We start from the raw sequence: 22,231 nt of genomic DNA, 5'->3' as shown, positions 1-22,231 counted from the left end.
CTTCAACTTCCTCGAATCCCGATTGTTCTATTGATGATGACGGGCGCACCCGATCCGGAACCGATCATCGAAAATGGCGTCCTCATCGGGCATGAGGGCGATCTCTTCCTGGCCGGTGGCCGGCACGAGGTCCTCCGCTTCATGCGCGGCGCCCGTCTGTCGCCAAGGGCCGTCCAAACCCTGCACGACAATATCGTCCGCCGGCAGGTGATGGCGGCACGGCACAATGCGCGCTTCCTCCAGATCGTCGCGCCCGAGAAATATGTCGTTTATCCGGAAAACTTTCCCATTCCCGATCCGGGCTTCATGGCTCAGGCCTATCTCGAGGCCGGCCATGACGACATTCTCTATCCGGTGGATCTGTTGCGCCGGCCGCGTCAGGGGCGAAGCTACTGGCAAACCGATACGCATTGGACGCCCATGGGGCTTGTTGCGATGGCAGAGCGGATCGCGCAGGAAGCCGGTATTCCCTCCGCCACCATCGAGGCCGTGGCCTCCGATCTTGTTGCGCGCCTGACCGTCGAGGGAAATTTCATCGGTGATCTCGGACGGAAGCTGTCTCCCCCCCGGAGCGAGCCGAAAAAGGTCCTTCCCCGCCATCCCGGGATTGTCGTCCATGAGAACGGGATCGGTCATGACTTCACCCATCCGGTCAATGATGGCCGGCTGATCCTTGTCGAAAGTCCCCGGGCCATCTCCGACCGGATTCTGCTGATCTTCGGCGACAGCTATCTGTTCCACGGCCTCGACATCCTCAGCCGCTTCTTCCGGCGCATCCTGTTCACCCGGACACGCTTCTTCCACGAGGAGATGGTCGAGGCCGCCCGCCCCCATCTGGTCGTCTCGCAGATGGCCGAGCGCTACATGGCCAGCGTCGTTTCCGAGTTAGCGTCCGAGGAGCTGGTGTAATTTCATCGCCGTCGGCGGTGTGATCCCAGGTGGCCATCGAGGTGTATGTTCGAGGTGGAGTTTGGCGACTTCAACCACGGCCCCTACGGAGACCCCGATGACCAAGACGAACATGGACCTGTCCGAGCTTCTGGCCAAGCACGATCAGGGCGACTTCTTGCGCGGCATTGCCGAAGCCGTGCTGCAACTGATCATGGAGACCGATGTGGAAGGCATCATCGGCGCCGGCCGGCATGAACGCAGCGGTGAACGCACGACCTGGCGCAACGGGTATCGAGAGCGCGCTCTCGATACCCGTTTGGGCACGCTGAACCTGCGGGTGCCGAAGCTGCGGCAGGGCAGCTATTTCCCGGGCTTCCTCGAGGCCCGCAAGACCTCCGAGCAGGCGCTGGTGGCGGTGATCCAGGAGGCTTGGATCGGCGGCGTCTCCACCCGCCGCGTCGACGAGCTGGTGCAGGCCATGGGGCTCAGCGGGATATCGAAGAGCACGGTCTCGAAGCTCTGCAAGGATATCGATGACAGGGTCGGGGAGTTCCTGAACCGGCCGCTCACCGGCGACTGGCCCTATGTCTGGCTCGACGCCACCTATCTCAAGGTCCGCCAAGGCGGGCGCATCGTGCCGGTCGCGGCCATAATTGCGGTGGCGGCCAACACCGAGGGCCGAAGGGAAATCATCGGCTTGGGCATTGGGCCCTCAGAGGCCGAGACCTTCTGGACCGAGTTTCTGCGTTCCCTCCGCGCCCGGGGGCTGAGTGGGGTCAAGCTGGTGATCAGCGATGCCCACACCGGCCTCAAGGCAGCCATTGCCCGGGTGTTCGAAGCGACCTGGCAGCGATGCCGCGTTCACTGGATCAGGAATGCTCTCGCCCACGTCTCGCGCGGCCAACACACCGTTGTCGCCGCCGCGATCCGCCAGGCTTTCGACCAGCCCGACCGCGCCCATGCGGGCGAAACCTGGCGCAAGGTTGCCGAACAACTGCGCCCGCGCTGGCCCAAGCTGGCCGATCTCATGGACGCCAGCGAGCATGACGTGCTGGCCTACATGTCCTTCCCGCGCCAGCACAGGACCAAGCTGCACAGCACCAACCCGATCGAGCGCCTGAACAAGGAGGTAAAGCGGCGCTCCGATGTCGTCGGGATCTTCCCCAACGAGGCCTCAATCATGCGCCTGATCGGCGCCGTGCTCTTCGAAGCCAACGACGAATGGCAGACCTCGAGCCGCTACATGATGGTCGAGGCCTTCGCCGAGATCGACAAGGAGGAGATCGACCCCATTCTCAGCATAACCACGAAAGCCGCCTGATCATGCCCTCAGGCCATCCAGGAATTTACACCAGCTTGACGGACGTGACCGTTTCCGATCTCTCTGCCCCGCCCTTCTGGCTGATTCCCTGGCTTCTCGGCCGCAGCCAGAAGATGGATCTGGAGACAGCCCTTGCCTTCACCCGCGCGCTGTCCTCGGGCCGCGTCTTCGACCCGGCCTCGCTGCGGATTGCCGTTCCCGCGCCGGCGGCCGAAGGACCGGTTCACCCGCCCGAACCGGGTTCCCCATCCTGATGGCCGGGGCCATCGTCAATCTGCGCCCGTTCCTCCATCCCGATGTCCATGCGGACTTCGACGCGATCCTGGAAGGACACGGACAGGAACCGGCAAGTCAGCTCTGGCCGCGCATCATGGACCGGATCCTTGTGGACGGCCATCTGCGCCTGACGCGCCGCTGGCGCGTCGCCTCGTCCAGGCTACTGCCCGTGCTCCTCGAGGAGATCCTTTGCCACCAGGAGTATTTCTTCGAATGCGACCGACCCGATCCGCGGATCATCGATGCGGGGGCGAATGTCGGGCTGGCCATCTACTACTTCCGCCGGGTCTGGCCGGATTGCCGGATCGAGGCCTTTGAACCCAGCCCCCATGTGGCGGCGATCCTGGCACAGAACCTGACCCAGCAGGGCTATGACGGGGTCCATCTCCATCAGGCCGGCCTCGCAGATCGGGACGGGACGGCGGACTTCTTCGCTTCGGAAGCGGAGGATCCGGCTTCCACCTTCTGCCCGGAGCGTGCGCCCGCGGACAGTGTCCGCATGCCGGTTCCGCTGTGCGATATCCGCTCCCTTCTGGACGAACCCGTCGATCTGCTGAAACTCGATGTGGAGGGGATGGAGCTGCCCATCCTGGCCGCAGCAGGGGACCGCCTGCGGGCCTGCCGCAACCTGATCTGCGAGACACATGCCGATGGCCGGGGAGGCAACACGCTCTCGGGCATCCTGCCGATCCTGGATACACAGGGCTTTGCCTGGGCCGTCGCCCGAAGCCTCTGGGACGAAGCGCAGCCGCGGCTGCGCTTTGCCCGCCATCTCGCCAAGCGGCGATCCTATGTTGTCTTTGCCCGCCGGCGGGACTAAAGCTGCGCGACAACGGGCCGCAGCCGGGTCCTCACTCATGCCCCCCCGAGGGCAACTCCACCCCCATCCGCCCGAGCATGGCACGCATCTCGGCGATCTCCTGCTCCTGCGCGGCGATGATCGCCTCGGCCAGGGCACGGACTTCCGGATCGTCGCCCTGCTCGAGAACGATGCGGGCCATGTCCACCGCGCTCTGGTGGTGAGGGATCATCAGCAGCAGGAAATCGGCATCGACATCGCCCGTCGAGCGGATGGCCATCTGCGCCATCATGGCATCCATCGCGCCCATCATGGCCTGCAGATGCGGTGGCATGTCCCCATGGGCGTGATGCATCCCTCCCGCCTCCTGTGCCATGGCCTCCGCCCCGAACCCCAGCACAGCCATCATGGCGGCGATCCGGATCATCGCCCTCCCCCCTTTGCGTTTCGGCATGTCCATCATTCACGGGAATGGCTCTGTCGCAAGTCTGGATCAGGCCAGCACGCCCGCCCGGCAGGAGGCACAGCCCGCGGGGTCTCCCATGCCGCGCCTGCCGGGGGTTCTCCGGATGACCGAGGGACGCATCTGCGCGCCGACCCCGCGTGATCCGTCCCCCTCCGGGGGGGGGATCGCAGGACCAGGGGACTGATGAACCCGGTTCCGCGTGCCGGGATCGCGCATCCCGGGCGATCCGCACGGCCCGGAGCGGAGCGGCCTGGTCATGAGGCTGTCTTCCCTGCCTGCGGCCGCAGCATGAGAACACCTCGACCATGGCCGCCCCGAGCATCAAGATGGCCTCCGGCCAGCATGCAGGGGGCCATCACGCCTGGCGGCCATGCCCATCAGGGCGGTCCCGCCGATCCGGCGAGGCCCGGTGCCGGGCGTGCCTCCGCCAGGGCGCGGCCTCGCCTCTCAGTTGGCGCCGACATAGTCCGCCATGTTGGCGGGCGTGACCAACTCGAAGGGCACATAGACGGGGCTGTTCACGGTTTCTCCGCGGGCGAGGGCCAGCGCGGCATCGAGGCCGCCGGCACCCTGGGCCATCGCGTTCTGGAACACGGTCACGTCGAGCTCGCCCGCCGCCATGGCGGTCAGCGCGTCGGCGGTGGCATCGACCCCCACCACGATCACATCCTCCATGGGCACGCCGGCGGCCTTCATCGCCTGGATCGCGCCGATCGCCATCTCGTCATTATTGGCGAAGACCACATCGGGCACATCGCCGGAGGACAGCCAGTTGGTCATCAGGTTCTGTCCGCCCTCGCGCGACCAGCCGCCCACCTGCTCGTCCGTGATGGTGAGGAAGCTGCACATCGAGAGGCCGACGACCTCATGCACGTCGCGCGTGCGCTGGACCGCAGCCTGATGGGCCAGATCCCCCATCAGGAGATAGCCGCTCGCCCCGTTCCCCTTGCCCGCCGCGCGCAGCAGACGGCAGGCCTCGAAGGCGCCGAGCGTGCCGGACTCGACCTCGTTGGAACCGACATAGGCCTGGTTTGCGGGCAGCTCGGCGAGGTTGGAGGGCTCGAGATTGACGAAGACCAGCGGCACGCCCGCAGCCTCGGCCGCCTGCGAGACAGCAGGGCCGGCGGCGCTGTCCACCAGCGTGACGACGATCGCATCCACACCCTGGGCGATGAAGTTCTGCACCTGATCGAGCTGGCGCGCCATGTCGTTCTGGGCATCCTCGATCTGAATGTCGATGCCCAGGGCTTCGGCATGCTCCGCCATGCCGTTGCGCAGCAGCGTCTGGAAGTTGTTGTCGAAATTGACGATGCTGACGCCGATCGACTGGGCCGATGCGGCCGGGGCGAGAACCGCGGCAATCGCGGCAAGGAGCAGTCGGTTCGTCATGGTCTTCCTCCCTGAAGGGCGCCGGCCCGCCCGTCTTCATGCGCCGGTCCCCGCTGGCGCGGAGAGTTTGGGGTGGGGGGGGGCGCCGCGACCGCTGGGAGCCGGCCGCGACGCCGGGCGGAGGGGATCACGCGGCGATGCGCACGATCCCGTCCACGACCTCGACCGGATAGGTCCGGAGATTGATGCAGGCAGGCGGACGCAGCGCCTCGCCCGTGCGGTAGTCGAAGACGCCCGAATGCTTGGGGCATTCGATCTCGTGCCCCATGACAAGCCCCTCGGCCAGGTGGACCGCCTCATGGGTGCACAACCCGTCGGTGCAGAACAGCTCGTCCTCGGGCGAGCGGTAGATGGCGAAGGTCCGCCCGGCATGGTCGAATCGGATGACGCCCTCGGGCTCGATGTCGTCCAGGCGGCAGGCGGGGATCCAGGTCGGCATGGCAGGTTCCTCAGGAGGCCGTGTCGGGGGCCGTGGCGGCGCGGCGGGCGTTCAGGCGGGCGACCTTGCGCCGGTAGCGCTCCTGCATGCGCGCCTCGGCCTCCTTCGATCCGTCATGAAAGGTGCCCAGCCAGCGGTCGAAGGGGATCAGCCCGTCGCCGTAGTTCACCTCGAAATACTTGTGGTGGAGGTAGTGGATATAGGCGTGGCTCTCGATCGCGATGTCCTCGCCCAGCTCGATCCGGTCGAAGCCCACATGCCCCGGCACCGCCCCGAAACCCGCCAGATGGAGCTGGAACAGCGCTGCCACCGGGTTCGAGGGAATCACGAGGTGATAGAGGATGGGGGCGAAGTAGAGCAGATGTTCGACCGGGTGCATCGACAGCGACGACCAGGGCGAGGGGTTGACCGAGTTGTGGTGGACGGAATGCACCCACTTGTAGAGAAGCGGCGTGTGAATCAGGCGGTGGATGAGGAAGAAGTGCGTCTCGTGGATGATCGGCACGAGAAGGCACAGCACCGCGAGCCAGAGGGGATGATCGGCCCAGCTCAGCCAGTTGCCGATGCTGTTGGCATAGGCCCACAGGACCAGGACCTGCAGCCCCGTCCAGATCGGCACGCCCGACAGCAGGGCGCGCAGCATGTTGTCGAGGTTCTGGGAGCGGAACCAGAACACGTCGGAGGGCGTGTCGGCGGGAAACCTGGCGTTGTACTTGAAGCGGGTGCCCTGGGCCCGCCGGATGTAGAGGCGCAGCTCGAAGGCGAAGTACCACAGGAACACGGCCACCGCGTTCACGGCCAGAAGCCACAGCACCCAGCCCCAGGCGAGCCTGCGCATCGTTTCCGTGTCGGGCACCACCCAGAGCCACCACGCCCAGGCGGAGAGGAAGAAAAGCGCATTGTAGGGAAAGAAATAGTGCGGCAGCCATTTCAGCACCGCCAGCGGGCGGGGCGGAAAGACGAAAAGGGGGGCCGTCTTCGCCGGTTCGTTCGGCGTCCAGTCGCCGCGCTTGTTGCGGGTTCCGAACTTCAGATCGTCCATGGATGTCCCTCCTGTGTCGGGATCTCAGGCGAGGCGGGAGAGCTCGATGGCGCGGGCAAGATCCTCCGCGGACATCTCGATGCGGTGGCGCGCGGCGGGATAGGCGCCCGAATCCACCTCTGCCGCCCAGGCGCGGAAGGCCGCGACGCGACGCGCCTGCACCTCGGCCATCAGGGCGACGAAGTCGTCATAGCGGCGGGCATGGCGCGGATAATGCCCCGCATGGCTTCCCAGCACGTCGCAGGAGAACAGATACTGCGTGTCGCAGGCATCGCCGCAGCCCATGCCCATCGTCAGCATCGGCGTCGTCGCGGTGATATGGGCGGCAAGCTGCACCGGCACGACCTCGACTTCGAGACAGGCGGCCCCGGCATTCTCCAGATCCTTCACCGCGCGCAGGACGCGCGCGGCCTCCTGGGGCGTGCGGCCCACGGCGCGAAAGCCCGTCCAGGCGGCGCGGTTCGGCACCAGGCCGACATGGCCCGTGACCGGGATGCCTTCGCGCGCCATCGCCTCGATGAAGCGGGGGGAATGCGAACAGTAGACCGCATCCGCACCTCGCCGGAGCAGATCGAAACCCGCGCGCACGGCCTCGTCGGGCGAGGCGACCGAGCCATGGACCATCCCCACCGAGACGAAGGCCGAAGGGGCGGCGGCGCGGACGGCCTCGAGCGTCCCGTCGGCCTCGCAGGACAGGATGACGATCCCGGCCTCGACCGCAGCGGCGGCCTCCTCGCCATTGTCCACATGCAGCTGGAGCCATTTGCGGCTCCCCTTCTGCCTCAGCAGGTCATGCAGCCTCGGGCGTGCGGTCATCGTCCGGATCCTCCCGGACAGGGGCGTAAACCGCCCCGGGACAGCCCGCACGGATTGCGCTGATCAGAATTGATCAGACATTCGCCGCAGTCAGGGTGACGAAGCGGATGGGGGGGTTCCCGACCGGTTCCTTGAGGAAGCCCAGCCGGTGCAGCATGAGATCGACGGCACGCCGCGCCTGCGCCTCGGGCATCTGGTCGAGAACGACATCCATGATCCCCTCGCGCAGGGCGCGGCCGCTGCGGTCGGTCAGCTCATGACCGACGAAGAAGATCTCATGCCCCGCGGGATGGCGGGCCAGTTCCTCGGCCAGGGCGCCGTTCGCCCCGCCGGCATTGTAGAACCCTGCCAGATCCGGCCAGATCCGCAGGGCCTCGCGCAGCAGGACGCGAGCCTCGTCGCCGTCGTCGCCATGGAACAGCACGCGGGCCAGGGGCAGATGGGGGGCCCGCCGCGCCATCTCCTCCGAGAAGCCGCGGATCCGGTCGCGGTGGACGGCATAGACCCCGGAATGGCAGAAGGCGATCACCGGCCCCGACCTTGCCTGCATGCGGGCCAGGAACAGGGCCGCCGTCGCCCTGCGGCCTGATTGTCGATGCCGACATAGGCCGCGCCCTGCACCGGGGCCTGAGAGACGACCTGCACGACCGGCAGCCCCTCTGCCAGGACGCGGGACAGCGCCTCGCGCACTGGCGGCGGATCGGGAACGGCCAGGATCAGCCCCGACCGGCGATGCGGCGGCTCCAGGATGCGTCGGGCGATGAGGGCCGGATTGCCTTCGGGCAGGAAGGAGCGATGGACCGAGATCGCCGGATCGAGCACCGCGACGATGCGTTCGAAGGCCTGTGCCAGCCGCGAGAAGAACGGCGAATCGGGCCGCACCAGCAAGAGGTCGATCCGCACGATGCCGCGATGCGCCTCGGGCAGCCGCCGCGGGACATCGAGCGCCCGCGCCGCGGCCAGCACGCGTTCGACCGTCTCGGGCCGCACGCCGCCACGGGCATTGAGCACCCGTTCCACGGTGGCGGTTCCCACGCCGGCAAGACGGGCGATGTCGCGGATCGTCGGTTTGGCCATGCCGCTGCTCCCGCGCAGGCTTGCAGGCGTCTCATCCGATTCGCGGCTGCTGCAGGGCGATGGTGCCGCCATGGCCGGAATCGCCTGACGGATCCGGTCGCCCGGACAGGCGAGGACCGCATATCCGACAGAAGAAGGGAAGTGGTGGAGCCAAGGGGAGTCGAACCCCTGACCTCTTGCATGCCATGCAAGCGCTCTCCCAACTGAGCTATGGCCCCATCGGCGGGTTTGGGATCGACCCCGCGGATCGCTCTCTAGTGGGGGCGAAGGGGGAGCGCAAGGGGGCTTCTGCCTGGATCTGCACTCCCCGCTGCGCGACGCCGCCGCGGCTCACTCCTCGTCGCCGGCCACGTCGCCCAGATCCTCGAAGGAGACCTCCTCGTCCTCGTCGTCCTCGAGCACCTCGTCGCCGAGATCGGCATCGTCGGCGGCCACATCGTCATCGAGCAGCAGATCGTCCTCATCCCCGACATGGAGCCGCTTGATGTCCGGATCCTGGGCATCGGCCACCAGGGTGCGGCCGCGGCCGGTGTCGATATTGACGATCTGGCCCGTATAGGGGCTCACGATCGGGGTGCGGTTGAGATCATAGAACCGCTTGCCCGTGGTCGGGCAGACGCGCTTCTTGCCCCATTCTTCCTTGGGCATCTGTCTTTCCTTCTGAAGTTCCGGCAGGAGGCTTGCGGGGGAATGGGCTCCCCTGCCATAACGCGCCGGCCGTGTCAAAGGTCGCATCCCTTCCTGCCGAACACCACCTTCCCGGCGATCCGCCCCTGGCCGTGGCGCTGCGCCGTTCGGCAAGGGCACGGCGGCTGTCGCTCCGCGTCTCGGCGCTGGACGGTCGCGCGACGCTGACCCTGCCGGCCCGCGCATCGCTGACCGAAGCGCTGGCCTTCCTGCACAGGCGCGAGGACTGGTTGCGCCGCCACGCCGCCGCCGCCCCTGCCCCGCTCTGGCCCGCCTTCGGCAGCACCATCCCCTTCGAGGGCAGCCCCCTCCTGCTGCGGCCCGGCCCGGTCCTGCGGCACGAGGGAGGCACGCTCTGGCTCCCGCCCGATCCGGAACGCCTGCCGGCCCGGCTCGGGGCCTTTCTCCGGGCGGCGGCACGCGACCGCCTTGCCGCCGCCTGCGACCGGCATGCCCCGGACGCTCGGGCGGCCCTACCGCAGCTTGGTGCTGCGCGATCCCCGCTCGCGCTGGGGGTCCTGCTCGGCCGCAGGGGATCTGATGTTTTCCTGGCGGCTCGTCCTCGCCCCACCCGAGGTGCTCGACTATGTCGCCGCGCATGAGGTGGCGCATCTGGCGCGGATGGATCATTCCCCGGCCTTCTGGGCCATCCTGGCCCGTCTCTGCCCGGGTCATGCCGCTGCCCGTGCCTGGCTCAGGGCCGAAGGGGCAGGCCTGCATCGCCTCCGGCTCGGTTGACGCCGTGCCCGGGGGGGCCACAGATGAAGGGCATGGATGTGCCGCCTCCCTCATCGTCCGCCCCCGCCCGCCCCCGTCCTGCCGACCGCCCGGCCGAGGGCGGGGCCCGCAGCCATGACCGCGTCTACCGCGCCCTGCGCACCCGCATCATGCATGGAGAATTCGCCCCCGGCGCGCCGCTCACCCTCCGCGGCATCGCCCAGGGCTTCGGCGTCTCCATGACCCCCGCGCGCGAGGCGGCGCGCCGCCTCGCCGCCGAGGGCGCGCTCACCCTTTCGGCCTCGGGGCGGCTGTCCGCACCGGCCCTGACCAATGACCGCATCGAGGAACTCGCAACCCTGCGCGCCCTGCTCGAGCCGGAGCTGGCCGCCCGGGCCCTGCCCCGCGCCCACTGGGCCCTCATCGAGCGGCTCGAGACCATCAACCAGACCGTCGCGGCGATGGCCGCACGCGGTGATGCGGTAGGCTATATCCGCACCAATCTCGATTTTCACCGCACCCTCTATCTGCGCGCGCAGTCCCCTGCGATCCTCCAGCTGGCCGAGACGGTCTGGCTCCAGCTCGGGCCCACGATGCGCGCCCTCTATGCACGGCTCGGCCGCAGCGAACCGCCCCGCCATCACCGGCTGATCATCGCCGCCCTGCGGGCAGGCGACGAACCGGGCCTGCGGCTGGCCGTGCGCAGCGACGTGACGCAGGGGCTGCGGATGCTCAAGGGCTGACTTGACAGACCCGACAGTTTCACTCAACTATACAGCCGTTCCAGCCACCCGGCCCGATCGGGAAGCCCGGATCCCCTGCCATCCGTGAAAGGGCTCGCCCATGCTCGATGCTGCCCACACCGTCCCTTCCCCCTCGCTCTCCGCTGCCGCGTCCCCGTCCCACTCCGAGGAATCGGTGCCCGTCTGGCGGGCCGAAGCCCTCACCGGCCCCGGCGGTCTGGCCCGCATCCGCCTGGGCGAGGCCTGCTACACCCTGCGCATCACCCGCGCGGGCAAGCTCATCCTCACCAAGTGAAGGCGGGGATGCCATCCCCCGGCGGCCGTCCCGTCGGCCGCCTTGACGCCCTGCCGCCGCTGCCCGGTCTGGCGGTGCGGGCCCTGCGCCGCTGGTGCGACGAAGGCCCCACGGCGCTGGCGCGGGATCTGGCCGGGCCAGAGGCGGCGGACGCCTTCGATGCGCTCTGCCGGCATTGTCTGGCGGCCTGCCGCCGCCCGCTGATGCGCCATGGGGCGGGATGTCCCTGCCTGGGTGCGGACGAGGCGGTCTTTGCCCGCCTCGTGGAGCTGGCGGCAGAAGGCGCACGCGAGGAGGCCTTGTGGATTGCCTGTGCGCTGGTGCGCCCCGAGGCCGCCCTGTCCCTGCTGGCGCTGGCCGAACAGGCCGGCCTCGCGCTGGCCCGTGCCCTGGTCCCGCCTGCACGTCTTCATTGACAACCCCTTGCCAAGGCGGCGAACCTCGCCAGAAGTCGCCGCGATGCAGCAAGGAGATGACGATGCGCGAATGGTGGCGGGATGCGGTGATCTATCAGATCTACCCGCGCAGCTTTCAGGATTCGAACGGCGACGGAGTGGGCGATCTGCCGGGCATCACCCGCCGTCTGGCCCATGTCGCCGATCTGGGCGCGGACGCGATCTGGCTGTCGCCCTTCTTCGCCTCGCCGGAAAAGGACATGGGCTATGACGTCTCCGACTACACCGCCATCAATCCCCTCTTCGGCACGATGGAGGATTTCGACGCGCTGGTGGCCGAGGCTCATCGGCTGGGTCTCAAGGTGATCATCGATCAGGTTCTGTCGCACACCTCGGACCAGCATCCCTGGTTCATCGAAAGCCGTGCCTCGCGCGACAATCCCAAGGCGGACTGGTATGTCTGGGCCGATCCGAAGCCCGACGGCACGCCGCCCAACAACTGGCTGTCGGTCTTCGGCGGCTCCGCCTGGCAGTTCGATGCCCGCCGCCGCCAGTATTACCTGCACAACTTCCTGATCGAGCAGCCGGATCTCAACTTCCACAATCCGGAGGTCGTGGACGCCATCCTCGGCACCATGCGGTTCTGGCTCGAACGCGGGGTGGACGGGTTCCGGCTCGATACGGTGAACTTCTTCGTCCATGACCGGAAGCTGCGCGACAACCCGCCGGCGGAATGGACGGAATTCCCTGCCAATCCCTATGAGGCGCAGGATCACCAGTTCTCCAAGACCCGGCCGCAGAACCTGGCCGTGCTGCGCCGGATGCGGGCCCTGACCGACGAATATCCCGACCGCATGATGGTCGGCGAGGTGGGCGAGCACTGGCGCCCGCTCGAGGTGATGGCCGAATACACGGCCGGCAACGACAAGCTGCACATGGCCTATTCCTTTGCCTTCCTGGGGCCGCAGCACACCGCCACGCATTTCCGCTCGCAGATCGAGCATTTCTTCCGCATCGGGCCGGACAGCTGGCCCTGCTGGTCCTTCTCCAACCACGACATCACGCGCCATGTCTCGCGCTGGACCCCGCCGGGCGGCGACACCGCCGCCGTGGCGCGCCAGTCCATCGCGATGCTCTGTTCCTTTCCTGGCACGCTCGGGATCTATCAGGGCGAGGAGCTGGGCCAGACCGAGACCGACATCGAGTTCCACGAGCTGCGCGATCTGGGCTACATCGCCTTCTGGCCCGAGCTGAAGGGCCGCGACGGCTGCCGCACGCCGATGGTGTGGGAATACGATCAGCCCCATGGCGGCTTCACGACCGGCACCCCCTGGCTGCCGGTCAAGCCGCCCCAGCTCGCCCATGCGGCGGATCGCCAGCGCGGCAAGCCCGGCTCCGTGCTCGAGACCTACCGCGCCGTCCTTGCCCATCGCCGCGCGACGCCGGCGCTGCGGGGGGGCGACTGGCGCTTCCTCGATCTGCCCGAACCGATCCTCGGCATCGTCCGCACACCAGCGCAAGGAGCGGGCGGCCCGACGGTGACGGCGCTCTTCAACCTCTCGGAACGGCCGCAGACCCTGACGGTGGAGGGCGAGGCCGCCATGCCCGGCCCGCATCATGCCACCCTCGAGGCCGGCACGCTCCGCCTGCCCGCGCATGGCTGGGCCTGGCTCGAGGCCGATACCCCGCCCGCCGTGGCGATAGCGAAGCCGCGAGCCTGATGAGCCCCGCAGAGGGGGGCGGAACCCGCCCCCGTCCGCCGTCAGTTCAGCATCTGGCGCAGCGTGCCAAGACGCCGCAGAACCAGCACATCGAGCGCCAGGACACCCAGCATCGCCGCGCCCGTCAGGGGAAAGGCCAGGCCCAGCAGGATCGCGGCCAGCAGTGCCACACGCCAGCCGGGCAGGCGCTCGGGCATGGGCGGTGCGCCCAGCCGCCAGACCCGCGCCGGCCGCCGCCGCCACCACATCACAAGGCCCGAAACCGCCAGCCCGATCACGGCCAGGCAGAAGACCGTGTTGAGCACGAAGTTCCAGACCCCGATGCGTCCCTCGTGGAAGGCGATGCCCACCGCCATCGCCTTGGCATAGGGCGAGTAGTCGGCGAATCGCACATCCGCGAGAAGGTGCCCGCTGTAGCGGTCGATATGGATGGTCCGGTCGGCGGTCGGGTCGGGACCGTCATGGCTCATGGAGTCGTGGCTGATGGTCCAGACGCCTGTCTCGCCTTGCGGCAGATGGATCTGGAACCGCCCCGGCAGCCCGAGATCGCGGGCAAAGGCGGCAACGGCATCGATCGTGACGGGCGGCACCAGCGCCGGCAGACCGGCCGGCGATCCCGATTCGGGCAGCGCGGTCTGCTCCAGCGCCCAGGGCACGCCATGTTCGGCATGGCCGTCCAGCGCGGCATGGGTCGTCTCCGACAGGGGAGCATCCCATTTCTCGGCCGGAAAGCTGTTCCAGGCCTGCACGAAACGTCCGCCCCAGATGCCGGTCCAGGACAGGCCGGAAAGGAGGAAGACCAGCAGCAGTCCGAGCGTCCAGAAGCCGAGGCTGGCATGCAGGCGCAGCCAGAAAGCGCGGCCGCCTGCGCGGAGCGAGGGCAGGAGCACCGCCCCCCGGCCCCAGCTGCGCGGCCACCACAGGACCAGACCGGTCACGATCAGCACGACGCCGAAGCCCGAGGCGATCTCGATCAGGCGGTCGCCCCAGTCGCCCATGAGCAGGGTGCCATGGATGTCGGAAGCCAGGGCATAAAGGCCGCTGTCCCAGGCGAAATGGTCAATGGCCGCCGCCCGGTAGGGATCGACGAGGACGGCGATCTCGCTGCCGTCCGGGGCCGCTACCTGCACCAGCGCCACCTGTCCCGGCCCGCGGGGTTCGACATAACGCAGGGCTGTGCCGCCGGGCACAGACCCTTCGGCCGCAGCGATCAGGGCCGAGACGGGGGCCGGCTCGCCCGTGACCGGCACGGTCAGGCGTTCGCCGTTCAGATCGGTCGTGGCACTGGCCCATAGCATCAGAAGGCCCGTCAGCGCCAGCATCACGAGGAAGGGGGCCACGAACAGGCCGGCATAGAAATGCCACCGCCAGGCAGCCTGATAGAGGGCGCGCGCCGCGCCCGTGTCGGGAAGGGGGGCGACCTGCGCAGGCGCCTCCGCATTCCCCGGTGCGAGGAAGGTCATGATGTCTCCGACTGGTTGGGTTCAGGATGAAGGATCCGGGCGCAACAGCGCTCAGACCGTCGGAGGCCCTCGCGGGCGGTGGGCATCGCCAGCCGGATCGGAGAAGGCGGGCCGTGCCGGCAGAACGGCCCGGACCGTCATGGCGGGGGGCATCGCCGGCAGGGTCCAGTGCGCTCCCCCGGCCGGAAGGGCAGGTCCCGTCAGCGCCGCAAAGGCACAGATCCCGGGCGCATGGCGGTCTTGTGGCCCGTGATCCGGTGCGGCCGGGACCGGCCGCCCCGCGGCATCGAGAACGACCAGCCGCTCCCCGTCCTCCGTGCAGAGCACGAAGGCCGGGGATCCATCCGCACCCCGACCGGGCATGACCCCGGGCGCGATCGATCCGGCCCAGAGAAGGGCCAGGGCCAGCACCAGGCGTAACCATGCAGACGGGATCCGTGCCATTGTGTCCTCCTGTGCCGCCGGCCTGGCCGCGCGTCAACGGTTCTGCGGCGGCTCCTGCGGCAGCTCCCTTCCCTTCCTGCACGCCCCCCGCTAGCGTCCGCCTCACCATGACGGACAGCATCAATCTCGGCGTCGATATCGGCGGAACCTTCACGGACGTGGTGCTCGAGGCGGGCGGACGCCTGCACTCCACCAAGGTCCTGACCACCTACGCTGCCCCCGAGGACGCGATCCTCGAGGGGATGGAGCGTGTCTGCCGCAAGGCGGGCCTTTCGCCTGCGGCCCTCACCCGGATCATCCATGGCACGACACTGGCCACCAATGCGCTGATCGAGCGGCGCGGGGCGCGAACGGCTCTCATCACCACGGAAGGCTTCCGCGACGTCATCGAGATGCGGACCGAAAGCCGCTTCGAGCAGTATGACCTCAATCTCGTCCTGCCCGAACCGCTGATCCCGCGCGATGCCCGCTTCACCCTGCGGGAGCGGGTGGATGCCGGGGGCACTGTGCTGCGCCCGCTCGACCGGGCCGAGGTCGAGGCGCTGGTGCCGCGTCTGGAGGGCTTCCAGTCCGTCGCCGTGGGGTTCCTGCACAGCTATCTGCGCCCCGATCATGAATATCTCGTGCGCGAGGTCCTGGCCGAACGTCTGCCGCATCTGTCGGTCTCGCTCTCCTGCGAGGTCTCGCCGCAGATGCGGGAATACGAACGCTTCAACACCACCTGCGCCAATGCCTATGTCCGCCCGATGATGGAGAGCTATCTCTCCCGCCTGCGTGACAGGCTGGCCGAGAGGGGGGCGCGCTGCCCGATCTTCCTGATGCATTCGGGCGGCGGCATCGTCTCGATCGACACGGCGGCGACCTTCCCGGTCCGTCTCGTGGAATCCGGCCCCGCGGGGGGGCGCGATCTTCGCCGCCGACGTGGCGCGCCGTCACGGGCTCGACCGCGTGCTGTCCTTCGACATGGGGGGCACGACGGCCAAGATCTGTCTGATCCGCGACGGGGCCCCCAAGACCGCCCGCGTCTTCGAGGTGGCCCGCAGCTGGCGCTTCAAGAAGGGTTCGGGGATGCCCATCTCGATCCCCGTCATCGACATGGTGGAGATCGGGGCGGGCGGCGGCAGCCTGGCGCATGTGGACGGGCTGGGCCGCATCCAGGTCGGCCCCGAAAGCGCCGGCAGCGAACCGGGACCCGCCGCCTATGGCCGCGGCGGCACGCGCCCGGCGGTGACGGATGCCGATCTGCTGCTCGGCCGGCTCGACCCCGCGAACTTTGCCGGCGGCTCGATCCCTCTGCATCCCGATCGGTCCGCCGCGGCCCTGAAGACCCATGTGGGAGAGCGCCTCGGCCTCGATCCCGTGCAGGCGGCCTATGGCGTCTCCGAGATGGTGGACGAGAACATGGCGAATGCCGCCCGCGTCCATGCCGTCGAGAATGGCGAGGATCTGGCCCGCTACACGATGATCGCCTTCGGCGGGGCGGCGCCCCTCCATGCGGCCCGCCTGTGCGAGAAACTGGGCATCGACCGGCTTCTGGTGCCGCCGGGGGCGGGTGTGGGATCGGCCATCGGCTTTCTCAAGGCGCCCTACGCCTTCGAGGCCACGCGCAGCGTCTACATGCGTCTTGATGCCTTCGATGCGGAGGCCGCGGCGGCGATCCTTGCGGAGCTGACGACAGAAGCCTCGGCCTTTGTCCGCTCCTGCGATCCCCGGGCCTCCATCGTGACGGATGTCAAGCTCTACATGCGCTACAAGGGTCAGGGATGGGAGATTCCCGTCCCGCTCGATGGGGATCTGGCCCGTTCGCCCACTGCCGAAGGTCTTCTGGCCCGCTTCACGGCGGATTACGCCGCCCTGTTCGGCCGCGCCGTGGAGGGCCTGCCCGTGGAGATCACCGTCTGGGCCGTGAATGCCGCAACCCCGCTGCCCGCCCCTGTCCCCACGCCGGAGCCGCCCCGCCGAGAGGAGATCAGCGGCAAGCCCCGCCGGCTCTGGGATCCCGTCGCCGCCCGCTGGACCGACGGGCAGGAAATCGCGCGCGAATCGCTGACGGACGGGGCCTTTGCCCGCGGCCCCCTCGCCGTGACCGAGGCCGAGACCACCGTCATCGTCCCCGCCGGTTTCACCGTCATGGGCCGGGCCGATGGCGTGCTCGACATCCGGAGGGACCCGGCATGACTGCCCCTCGCGCCGCTCGTGAATCCGGCGTTAACACTTTTGTCCTGCCCGATCAGGGTTTTGGCCCTCTCGCTGCAGCGCCGCGCAACGCGCGGTCCGGCAGGGATTCGTCAACCCCGCCCTGCGATCCTGCCCCCATCCGCAACCAGGGGAGCCCGGCATGACCGTCGCCCGCCAGATCATGTGGAACCGCCTCGTCTCGATCGTCGAGGAGCAGGCCCAGGCGCTTGTGCGCACGGCCTTCAGCACCTCCGTGCGCGAGGCGGGGGATCTCTCCGCCGGGGTCTATGACCGGCGGGGGCGGATGCTGGCCCAGGCGGTCACCGGCACGCCGGGGCATGTCAACGCCATGGCAGAGGCGGTGAAGCACTTCATCCGCGAGATCGGGGCGGAGACGATGGCCGAAGGCGACACCTATGTCACCAATGATCCCTGGATGGGCACGGGCCATCTGCATGACATCACCGTCTGCACGCCCGTCTTCCATCGCGGGGTCCATGTCGGCTTCTTCGCCTGCACGGCGCATATCGTGGACATCGGCGGGCGCGGCTTCGGCGCGGATGGCGAATCGCTCTATGAAGAAGGGTTCCAGATTCCCATCATGCGCTTTGCCGACCGCGGCCGCGTGGACCGCACGCTGATCGCGCTGCTGCGCCGCAATGTGCGCGAACCCGATCAGGTCGTGGGGGATCTCTACGCGCTGGCCGCCTGCAACGATGTCGGAGTCCGGCGCCTGCGGGCGATGCTCGACGAATATGCCCTCGCCGATATCGAGGATCTGGCCGATTTCATCGTCGACAGCTCCCGCGCTGCGACCGAGGCCGCCATCGCCGCCCTGCCCCGCGGGGCCTCGGCCTCCAATGTCATGGTCACGGACGGCTATGCCACGCCCATCCGGCTCGCCTGTCGCGTGGAGATCGGCGAACGCAGCGTGCATTGCGACTTTGCGGGCAGCTCGGGGCCGGACCCCAAGGGCATCAATGTGCCGCTGATCTATACTCAGGCCTATGGGGCCTATGCGCTCAAGATCGCCATCGCGCCCGAGGTGCCGAACAATGCCGGCTCGCTGGCGCCTTTCGTGATCACCGCGCCGCCGGACACGATCCTGAACGCCCAGCGCCCCGCCCCCGTCGCCCTGCGTCATGTGATCGGCCATCTGATCCCGGATACGGTGTTCGGCGCGCTCGACCGCATCCTGCCCGGCCGCGTGCCGGCCGAAGGGGCCGGCGCGCTCTGCAACTTCCAGGTCTCGCTGTGGAACGCCGCCGGGGAACGGGCCGAGGTGCTGACCTTCAACTCGGGCGGCACCGGCGCGCGACCGGCGCTCGACGGGCTCAATGCCACAGCCTTCCCCTCGGGGGTGATGACGATGCCGGTGGAGGCGACGGAACATGCCGGCCCCGTGATCATCTGGCGCAAGGAGCTGCGCCCCGATTCGGGCGGGGCGGGGCGTTTCCGCGGCGGATTGGGACAATGCATGGAGGTCGGCCCCCGCCCCGGCTGGTCGATGGAGTTCCGTGCCCAGTTCGACCGCATGAAGCATCCGCCGCGCGGGCGGCATGGCGGGGCGGATGGAGCCCCCACGGTGGTGGAGCTGTCGGATGGCACCGCCTTCCCGGCCAAGGCCCGATTCCGCGTGCCGGAGGGGCAGACGGTGCGCCTGGCCTTTCCCGGCGGCGGCGGCATGGGCCCCCCGCGGGACCGCGATGCGCAGGCCATCGCCCGCGACCTGCGGCTGGGTTATGTCTCCGAGGAGGCCGCGCGCCGCGACTATGGCTGGAAGGGTTGAGGGCGATGCCCGCGCACAGCTCCTATGATGTGGTGATCGTCGGCGGGGCGATGATCGGCTCGGCGATCGCCTGGTGGACGGCCCGCGATCCGGCCTTTACGGGCCGCATCCTCGTGGTCGAACGCGATCCGACCTATGCGAAGGCGGCCTCGACCCTCTCGCATTCCTGCATCCGCCAGCAGTTCGGCTCGCCGATCAATGTGCTGATCTCGCGCTTCGGGGCAGAGTTCATCAAGGACTTTCCAGCCTGGATGGACGACCCCGACGCCCCCGTGCCGCGGCTGCAGAGTTTCGGTTATCTCTATCTGGCCGATACCGAGGATTTCGCCGCGGTGCTGCGCGACAACGCGGCCATGCAGAACGGCCTGGGCGCGGCGACACGGATCCTGACCCCGGCAGAGATCCAAGCACGATGGCCCTTCATGGAGGTGTCGGGCCTTGTCTGCGGCTCGCACAATCCCGTGGACGAAGGCTATTTCGACGGGGCGACCGTCTTCGACTGGTTCCGGCGCAAGGCCAGGGGCATGGGCGTGGAATACATCCATGACGAGGTCGTGGGCCTCGACATCGCGCAGGGGCGCGTGACGCATGTCCGCCTCGCCTCGGGCGCGCGGGTGGCCGCGGGCCAGGTCGTCAACGCCGCGGGCACCCGCAGCCCGCAGGTCGCCGCGATGGCGGGGCTGAGCCTGCCCGTGGAGCCACGCAAGCGCCTGTCGATCCTCTTTGCGGCCGAAAGCCTCGGGCAGGATCTGCCGCTGGTGATCGAACCGAACGGCGTCTTCATGCGCAGCGACGGGGCCTATTACCTGTCAGGCTTCACCCCCGACCCGGATCCAGCCGCCGACCCGGACGATTTCACAATGTCCGAAGACGCCTGGGAGGATCTCGTCTGGCCCACCATTGCGGCGCGCATTCCCGTCTTCGAGAGGCTGCGCGTGATCCGGACCTGGGTCGGTCAGTACGACTACCAGACCCTCGACCAGAACGCCGTCCTCGGCCCGCATCCCGATGTGCCGAATCTGCTCACCGCAGCGGGCTTTTCCGGGCACGGCTTCCAGCAGGCCCCCGCCGTGGGGCGCGGCCTGGCCGAATGGATCGTCCATGGCCGCTATCTGACCCTCGACCTCTCGCCGCTCGGCTGGGCGCGCGTCCTGCGGGGCGAGCGCCTGCCCGAACGCGCCATCATCTGAAGGCCCTGCCCATGACCCTGCGCAAGATCGTTCTCACCGGTGCGGCCGGCGCCCTCGGCCATCTGCTGCGGGAGCCGCTCTCGCGGATGTGCGAGCGGCTCCTGTCCACCGACATCGCCCCCCGCCGGGGCGATCTGCTGCCCAACGAGGACTGGGCGCGGGCCGATCTGGCCCGGATGGAGGAGGTAGCCCCCCTGATGGAGGGGGCCGAGATGGTCGTCCATTTCGGCGCCATCGTCGATGAACGCCCCTTCATGGAGCTTCTGGGCCCCAATTTCGTGGGCGCCTACAATGTGTGGGAGGCCGCCCACGCTGCCGGCGCGCGGCGCGTCATCTATGCCTCCTCGATCCATGCCGTCGGCATGTGGGAGGTGGGGGCCGGAATCGGCCCCGACGTCCCCCACCGGCCGGACACCTTCTATGGCCTCGCCAAGTGTTTCGCCGAGGATCTCGCGCGGCTCTACTGGGAGAAGCGGGGGATGGAGGCGGTCTGTCTGCGCATCCTCTCGGCCGTGCCGGAGCCGCAGAACGCCCGTCATCTGGGCACCTGGCTGAGCTATCCGGACCTGATCCATCTCGTCGAGCGGGCGGTGGACACGCCCGTCACCGGTTTCACCGTCGTCTATGGCGTCTCGGCCAATGACCGCTGCCCGGTGGACAATGCCCGGGCGGCCTTTCTCGGCTACCGTCCGAAGGACAATGCCGAATGGAAGGCGCCCGAGCTGCTCGCGGCGGCACGGCCCGATCCGACGGATCTCGCCCAGTCGCGCCTCGGGGGGCCCTTCGCCTCGGGCCCCCTCGGGCAGGGCGGGCTTGCCGCCGCCACGAGCGGTGGCCTCACGGGGGGACAGACAGCAGAGCCGACGGCGGAGGAGAGCTGAAGCCGGACGGGATTTGACCGCCCGGTCAAATCTGGACAGCCCCCGCCCAGCCATGCGACATCATCCCATCCGCAGGGAGGGCGGAGCCCATGCAGATCGATCGACCCCACACTCTCACTGCCGAGGCGGCGGGCCTGCCGGCCGTCCATGCCCCGCGCAACGAGGGAATCCCTCTTGATCTCGGCTGGGTCCGGCGGCTGCAGGCCAACACCTCGGCCATCGAACGGCGCGCAGCCACCCTGCCCGGTCGCCGCTCGGTCAAGAAGGAGTGGCAGGCCGCCTGGCTCTGCCGGGCGATCTCGCTGATCGACCTGACGACGCTGTCGGGCGACGATACCGAAGGTCGCGTCCGCCGCCTCTGCGCCAAGGCGCGCAGCCCCGTCTCGCCGCGTCTTCTTGCGGCGCTGGGGATGGAAGGGCTGACCGTCGCGGCGGTCTGCGTCTATCACGACATGGTGCCGACGGCGGTCGAGGCGCTGAAGGGCTCGGGCATTCCCGTGGCCGCCGTCTCCACCGGCTTTCCTGCCGGTCTGTCCCCCTTCCGCCTGCGTCTCGAGGAGATCCGCGAAAGCGTTGCCGCCGGGGCGGCAGAGATCGACATCGTCATCTCGCGCCGCCATGTGCTGACGGGGAACTGGCAGGCCCTCTACGAGGAAACGCGCCTGATGCGCGAGGCCTGCGGAGAGGCCCACATGAAGGCGATCCTCGCCACCGGAGAGCTGGGGACATTGCGCAATGTGGCCCGGGCCTCGTTGGTCTGCATGATGGCGGGGGCCGACTTCATCAAGACCTCGACGGGCAAGGAAAGCGTCAACGCCACGCTGCCCGTCACGCTGGTCATGCTCCGCGCGATCCGCGACTATCACGAGGCGACGGGGATCCGCGTCGGCTACAAGCCCGCGGGCGGCATCGCCAAGGCCAAGGACGCGCTGACCTATCTCGCCCTCGTCAAGGAGGAGCTGGGCGATCGCTGGCTGCGCCCCGACCTGTTCCGCTTCGGCGCCTCGAGCCTGCTGGGCGATATCGAACGCCAGCTCGAGCATCATGTCAGCGGGGCTTATTCCGCCGCCTGGCGGCATGCGCTGGCATGAGCGGCGTTAACCACTCTGCGCGCAACGCATGAACCACCCACCGCGCGGTGCTGCAGGACATTCTTAACCCTTTCCTGTCAGCGTGAATCCGTCAGAGGGCGAATCCGCCCGCAAGGAGAGG

The 22,231-nt window shown here is 68.6% G+C and carries 22 protein-coding genes, 1 tRNA gene and 2 pseudogenes; 14 read left to right on the top strand and 11 right to left on the bottom strand.

Annotated features, from left to right (window positions below; translation table 11 throughout):
- Positions 1-33 precede the first annotated feature (33 nt).
- From RUTHE_RS09140 to RUTHE_RS09125, 4 genes are all read left to right on the top strand, one after another.
- Entirely contained in the window at positions 34-909 is an 876-nt protein-coding gene (locus tag RUTHE_RS09140; protein WP_040645544.1) for an alginate O-acetyltransferase AlgX-related protein, read from the top strand.
- A gap of 97 nt (positions 910-1,006) precedes the next feature.
- Positions 1,007-2,212: an IS256 family transposase gene (locus RUTHE_RS09135; protein WP_013654810.1), complete on the top strand. Its 1,206-nt coding sequence runs from the start codon at positions 1,007-1,009 to the stop codon at positions 2,210-2,212.
- Positions 2,213-2,256: 44 nt separating this feature from the next.
- The gene (locus RUTHE_RS09130; protein ID WP_158453425.1) at positions 2,257-2,466 is read left to right on the top strand and encodes a hypothetical protein; all 210 of its coding nucleotides are present in this window, start codon (positions 2,257-2,259) and stop codon (positions 2,464-2,466) included.
- The gene (locus RUTHE_RS09125; protein WP_021098094.1) at positions 2,466-3,308 is read left to right on the top strand and encodes an FkbM family methyltransferase; all 843 of its coding nucleotides are present in this window, start codon (positions 2,466-2,468) and stop codon (positions 3,306-3,308) included. The genes RUTHE_RS09130 and RUTHE_RS09125 overlap by 1 nt, the downstream gene beginning before the upstream one ends.
- A 31-nt stretch (positions 3,309-3,339) precedes the next feature.
- On the opposite strand, the gene copM is transcribed toward RUTHE_RS09125, so the two are convergent.
- The 9 genes from copM to RUTHE_RS09085 all read right to left on the bottom strand — a co-directional run bounded on the left by copM (position 3,340) and on the right by RUTHE_RS09085 (position 9,164).
- The gene (copM, locus tag RUTHE_RS09120; RefSeq protein WP_021098093.1) at positions 3,340-3,714 is read right to left on the bottom strand and encodes a CopM family metallochaperone; all 375 of its coding nucleotides are present in this window, start codon (positions 3,712-3,714) and stop codon (positions 3,340-3,342) included.
- 486 nt (positions 3,715-4,200) lie between these two features.
- Positions 4,201-5,142: a substrate-binding domain-containing protein gene (locus tag RUTHE_RS09115; RefSeq protein ID WP_021098092.1), complete on the bottom strand. Its 942-nt coding sequence runs from the start codon at positions 5,140-5,142 to the stop codon at positions 4,201-4,203.
- Between the two features lie 127 nt (positions 5,143-5,269).
- The gene (locus RUTHE_RS09110) at positions 5,270-5,581 is read right to left on the bottom strand and encodes a MocE family 2Fe-2S type ferredoxin (RefSeq protein ID WP_021098091.1); all 312 of its coding nucleotides are present in this window, start codon (positions 5,579-5,581) and stop codon (positions 5,270-5,272) included.
- A gap of 10 nt (positions 5,582-5,591) precedes the next feature.
- Complete coding sequence (locus RUTHE_RS09105; RefSeq protein WP_021098090.1) at positions 5,592-6,623, bottom strand: sterol desaturase family protein; 1,032 nt, start codon at positions 6,621-6,623, stop codon at positions 5,592-5,594.
- Positions 6,624-6,647: 24 nt separating this feature from the next.
- Positions 6,648-7,439 carry a 3-methyl-2-oxobutanoate hydroxymethyltransferase gene (locus RUTHE_RS09100; protein ID WP_021098089.1) on the bottom strand — a complete coding sequence of 264 codons (792 nt, stop codon included), beginning with the start codon at positions 7,437-7,439 and terminating at the stop codon, positions 6,648-6,650.
- 73 nt (positions 7,440-7,512) lie between these two features.
- Positions 7,513-7,989, bottom strand: coding sequence for a substrate-binding domain-containing protein (locus RUTHE_RS17045; protein ID WP_211217735.1), 477 nt, complete (start codon positions 7,987-7,989; stop codon positions 7,513-7,515).
- Complete coding sequence (locus RUTHE_RS17040) at positions 7,965-8,516, bottom strand: LacI family DNA-binding transcriptional regulator (RefSeq protein ID WP_021098087.1); 552 nt, start codon at positions 8,514-8,516, stop codon at positions 7,965-7,967. Before RUTHE_RS17040 ends, RUTHE_RS17045 begins: the two co-directional genes overlap by 25 nt.
- Positions 8,517-8,658: 142 nt before the next feature.
- Positions 8,659-8,734: transfer RNA gene (locus RUTHE_RS09090), tRNA-Ala, on the bottom strand.
- A gap of 112 nt (positions 8,735-8,846) precedes the next feature.
- Positions 8,847-9,164 carry a TIGR02300 family protein gene (locus RUTHE_RS09085; RefSeq protein WP_021098086.1) on the bottom strand — a complete coding sequence of 106 codons (318 nt, stop codon included), beginning with the start codon at positions 9,162-9,164 and terminating at the stop codon, positions 8,847-8,849.
- Positions 9,165-9,235: 71 nt separating this feature from the next.
- On the opposite strand from RUTHE_RS09085, the pseudogene RUTHE_RS09080 reads away from it, so the two are divergent.
- The 5 genes and pseudogenes from RUTHE_RS09080 to RUTHE_RS09060 all read left to right on the top strand — a co-directional run bounded on the left by RUTHE_RS09080 (position 9,236) and on the right by RUTHE_RS09060 (position 13,074).
- Positions 9,236-9,941 (top strand): annotated as a pseudogene (locus tag RUTHE_RS09080) (M48 family metallopeptidase).
- Positions 9,942-9,973: 32 nt separating this feature from the next.
- On the top strand, positions 9,974-10,663 hold the full coding sequence (locus tag RUTHE_RS09075) for a GntR family transcriptional regulator (protein WP_051150430.1): 690 nt from the start codon (positions 9,974-9,976) through the stop codon (positions 10,661-10,663).
- 100 nt (positions 10,664-10,763) lie between these two features.
- Positions 10,764-10,958 (top strand): hemin uptake protein HemP, encoded by a 195-nt coding sequence (gene hemP / locus RUTHE_RS09070; RefSeq protein ID WP_021098082.1) that lies wholly within the window; start codon positions 10,764-10,766, stop codon positions 10,956-10,958.
- 8 nt (positions 10,959-10,966) lie between these two features.
- Positions 10,967-11,374, top strand: a complete 408-nt coding sequence (locus RUTHE_RS09065; protein WP_021098081.1) for a hypothetical protein — start codon at positions 10,967-10,969, stop codon at positions 11,372-11,374.
- Positions 11,375-11,436: 62 nt separating this feature from the next.
- Entirely contained in the window at positions 11,437-13,074 is a 1,638-nt protein-coding gene (locus RUTHE_RS09060; RefSeq protein WP_021098080.1) for an alpha-amylase family glycosyl hydrolase, read from the top strand.
- A gap of 41 nt (positions 13,075-13,115) precedes the next feature.
- Here the strand turns inward: RUTHE_RS09060 and RUTHE_RS09055 are convergent, their stop codons facing one another.
- Together RUTHE_RS09055 and RUTHE_RS15455 are read right to left on the bottom strand one after the other, a co-directional pair.
- On the bottom strand, positions 13,116-14,537 hold the full coding sequence (locus RUTHE_RS09055) for a PepSY-associated TM helix domain-containing protein (RefSeq protein ID WP_021098079.1): 1,422 nt from the start codon (positions 14,535-14,537) through the stop codon (positions 13,116-13,118).
- Positions 14,538-14,588: 51 nt separating this feature from the next.
- Positions 14,589-14,981, bottom strand: a complete 393-nt coding sequence (locus tag RUTHE_RS15455; protein WP_021098078.1) for a hypothetical protein — start codon at positions 14,979-14,981, stop codon at positions 14,589-14,591.
- Positions 14,982-15,088: 107 nt separating this feature from the next.
- Between RUTHE_RS15455 and RUTHE_RS09045 the strand changes: the two are divergent.
- The 5 genes and pseudogenes from RUTHE_RS09045 (at position 15,089) to deoC (ending at position 22,110) form a co-directional block, all read left to right on the top strand.
- A pseudogene (locus tag RUTHE_RS09045) lies at positions 15,089-17,159 on the top strand (hydantoinase/oxoprolinase family protein).
- Between the two features lie 160 nt (positions 17,160-17,319).
- Positions 17,320-18,948: a hydantoinase B/oxoprolinase family protein gene (locus RUTHE_RS09040; protein WP_021098076.1), complete on the top strand. Its 1,629-nt coding sequence runs from the start codon at positions 17,320-17,322 to the stop codon at positions 18,946-18,948.
- 5 nt (positions 18,949-18,953) lie between these two features.
- Complete coding sequence (locus tag RUTHE_RS09035) at positions 18,954-20,138, top strand: NAD(P)/FAD-dependent oxidoreductase (RefSeq protein ID WP_021098075.1); 1,185 nt, start codon at positions 18,954-18,956, stop codon at positions 20,136-20,138.
- An 11-nt stretch (positions 20,139-20,149) separates the two neighbouring features.
- Positions 20,150-21,019, top strand: a complete 870-nt coding sequence (locus RUTHE_RS09030) for an NAD-dependent epimerase/dehydratase family protein (protein ID WP_021098074.1) — start codon at positions 20,150-20,152, stop codon at positions 21,017-21,019.
- Positions 21,020-21,108: 89 nt separating this feature from the next.
- Entirely contained in the window at positions 21,109-22,110 is a 1,002-nt protein-coding gene (gene deoC, locus RUTHE_RS09025; protein WP_021098073.1) for a deoxyribose-phosphate aldolase, read from the top strand.
- Positions 22,111-22,231: the final 121 nt, after the last annotated feature.

Origin of the sequence: Rubellimicrobium thermophilum DSM 16684, assembly GCF_000442315.1 — a bacterium.
GTDB lineage: Bacteria > Pseudomonadota > Alphaproteobacteria > Rhodobacterales > Rhodobacteraceae > Rubellimicrobium > Rubellimicrobium thermophilum.
Note: the sequence above shows the minus strand (reverse complement) of the source record. Positions and strands in the feature narration are given on the sequence as shown.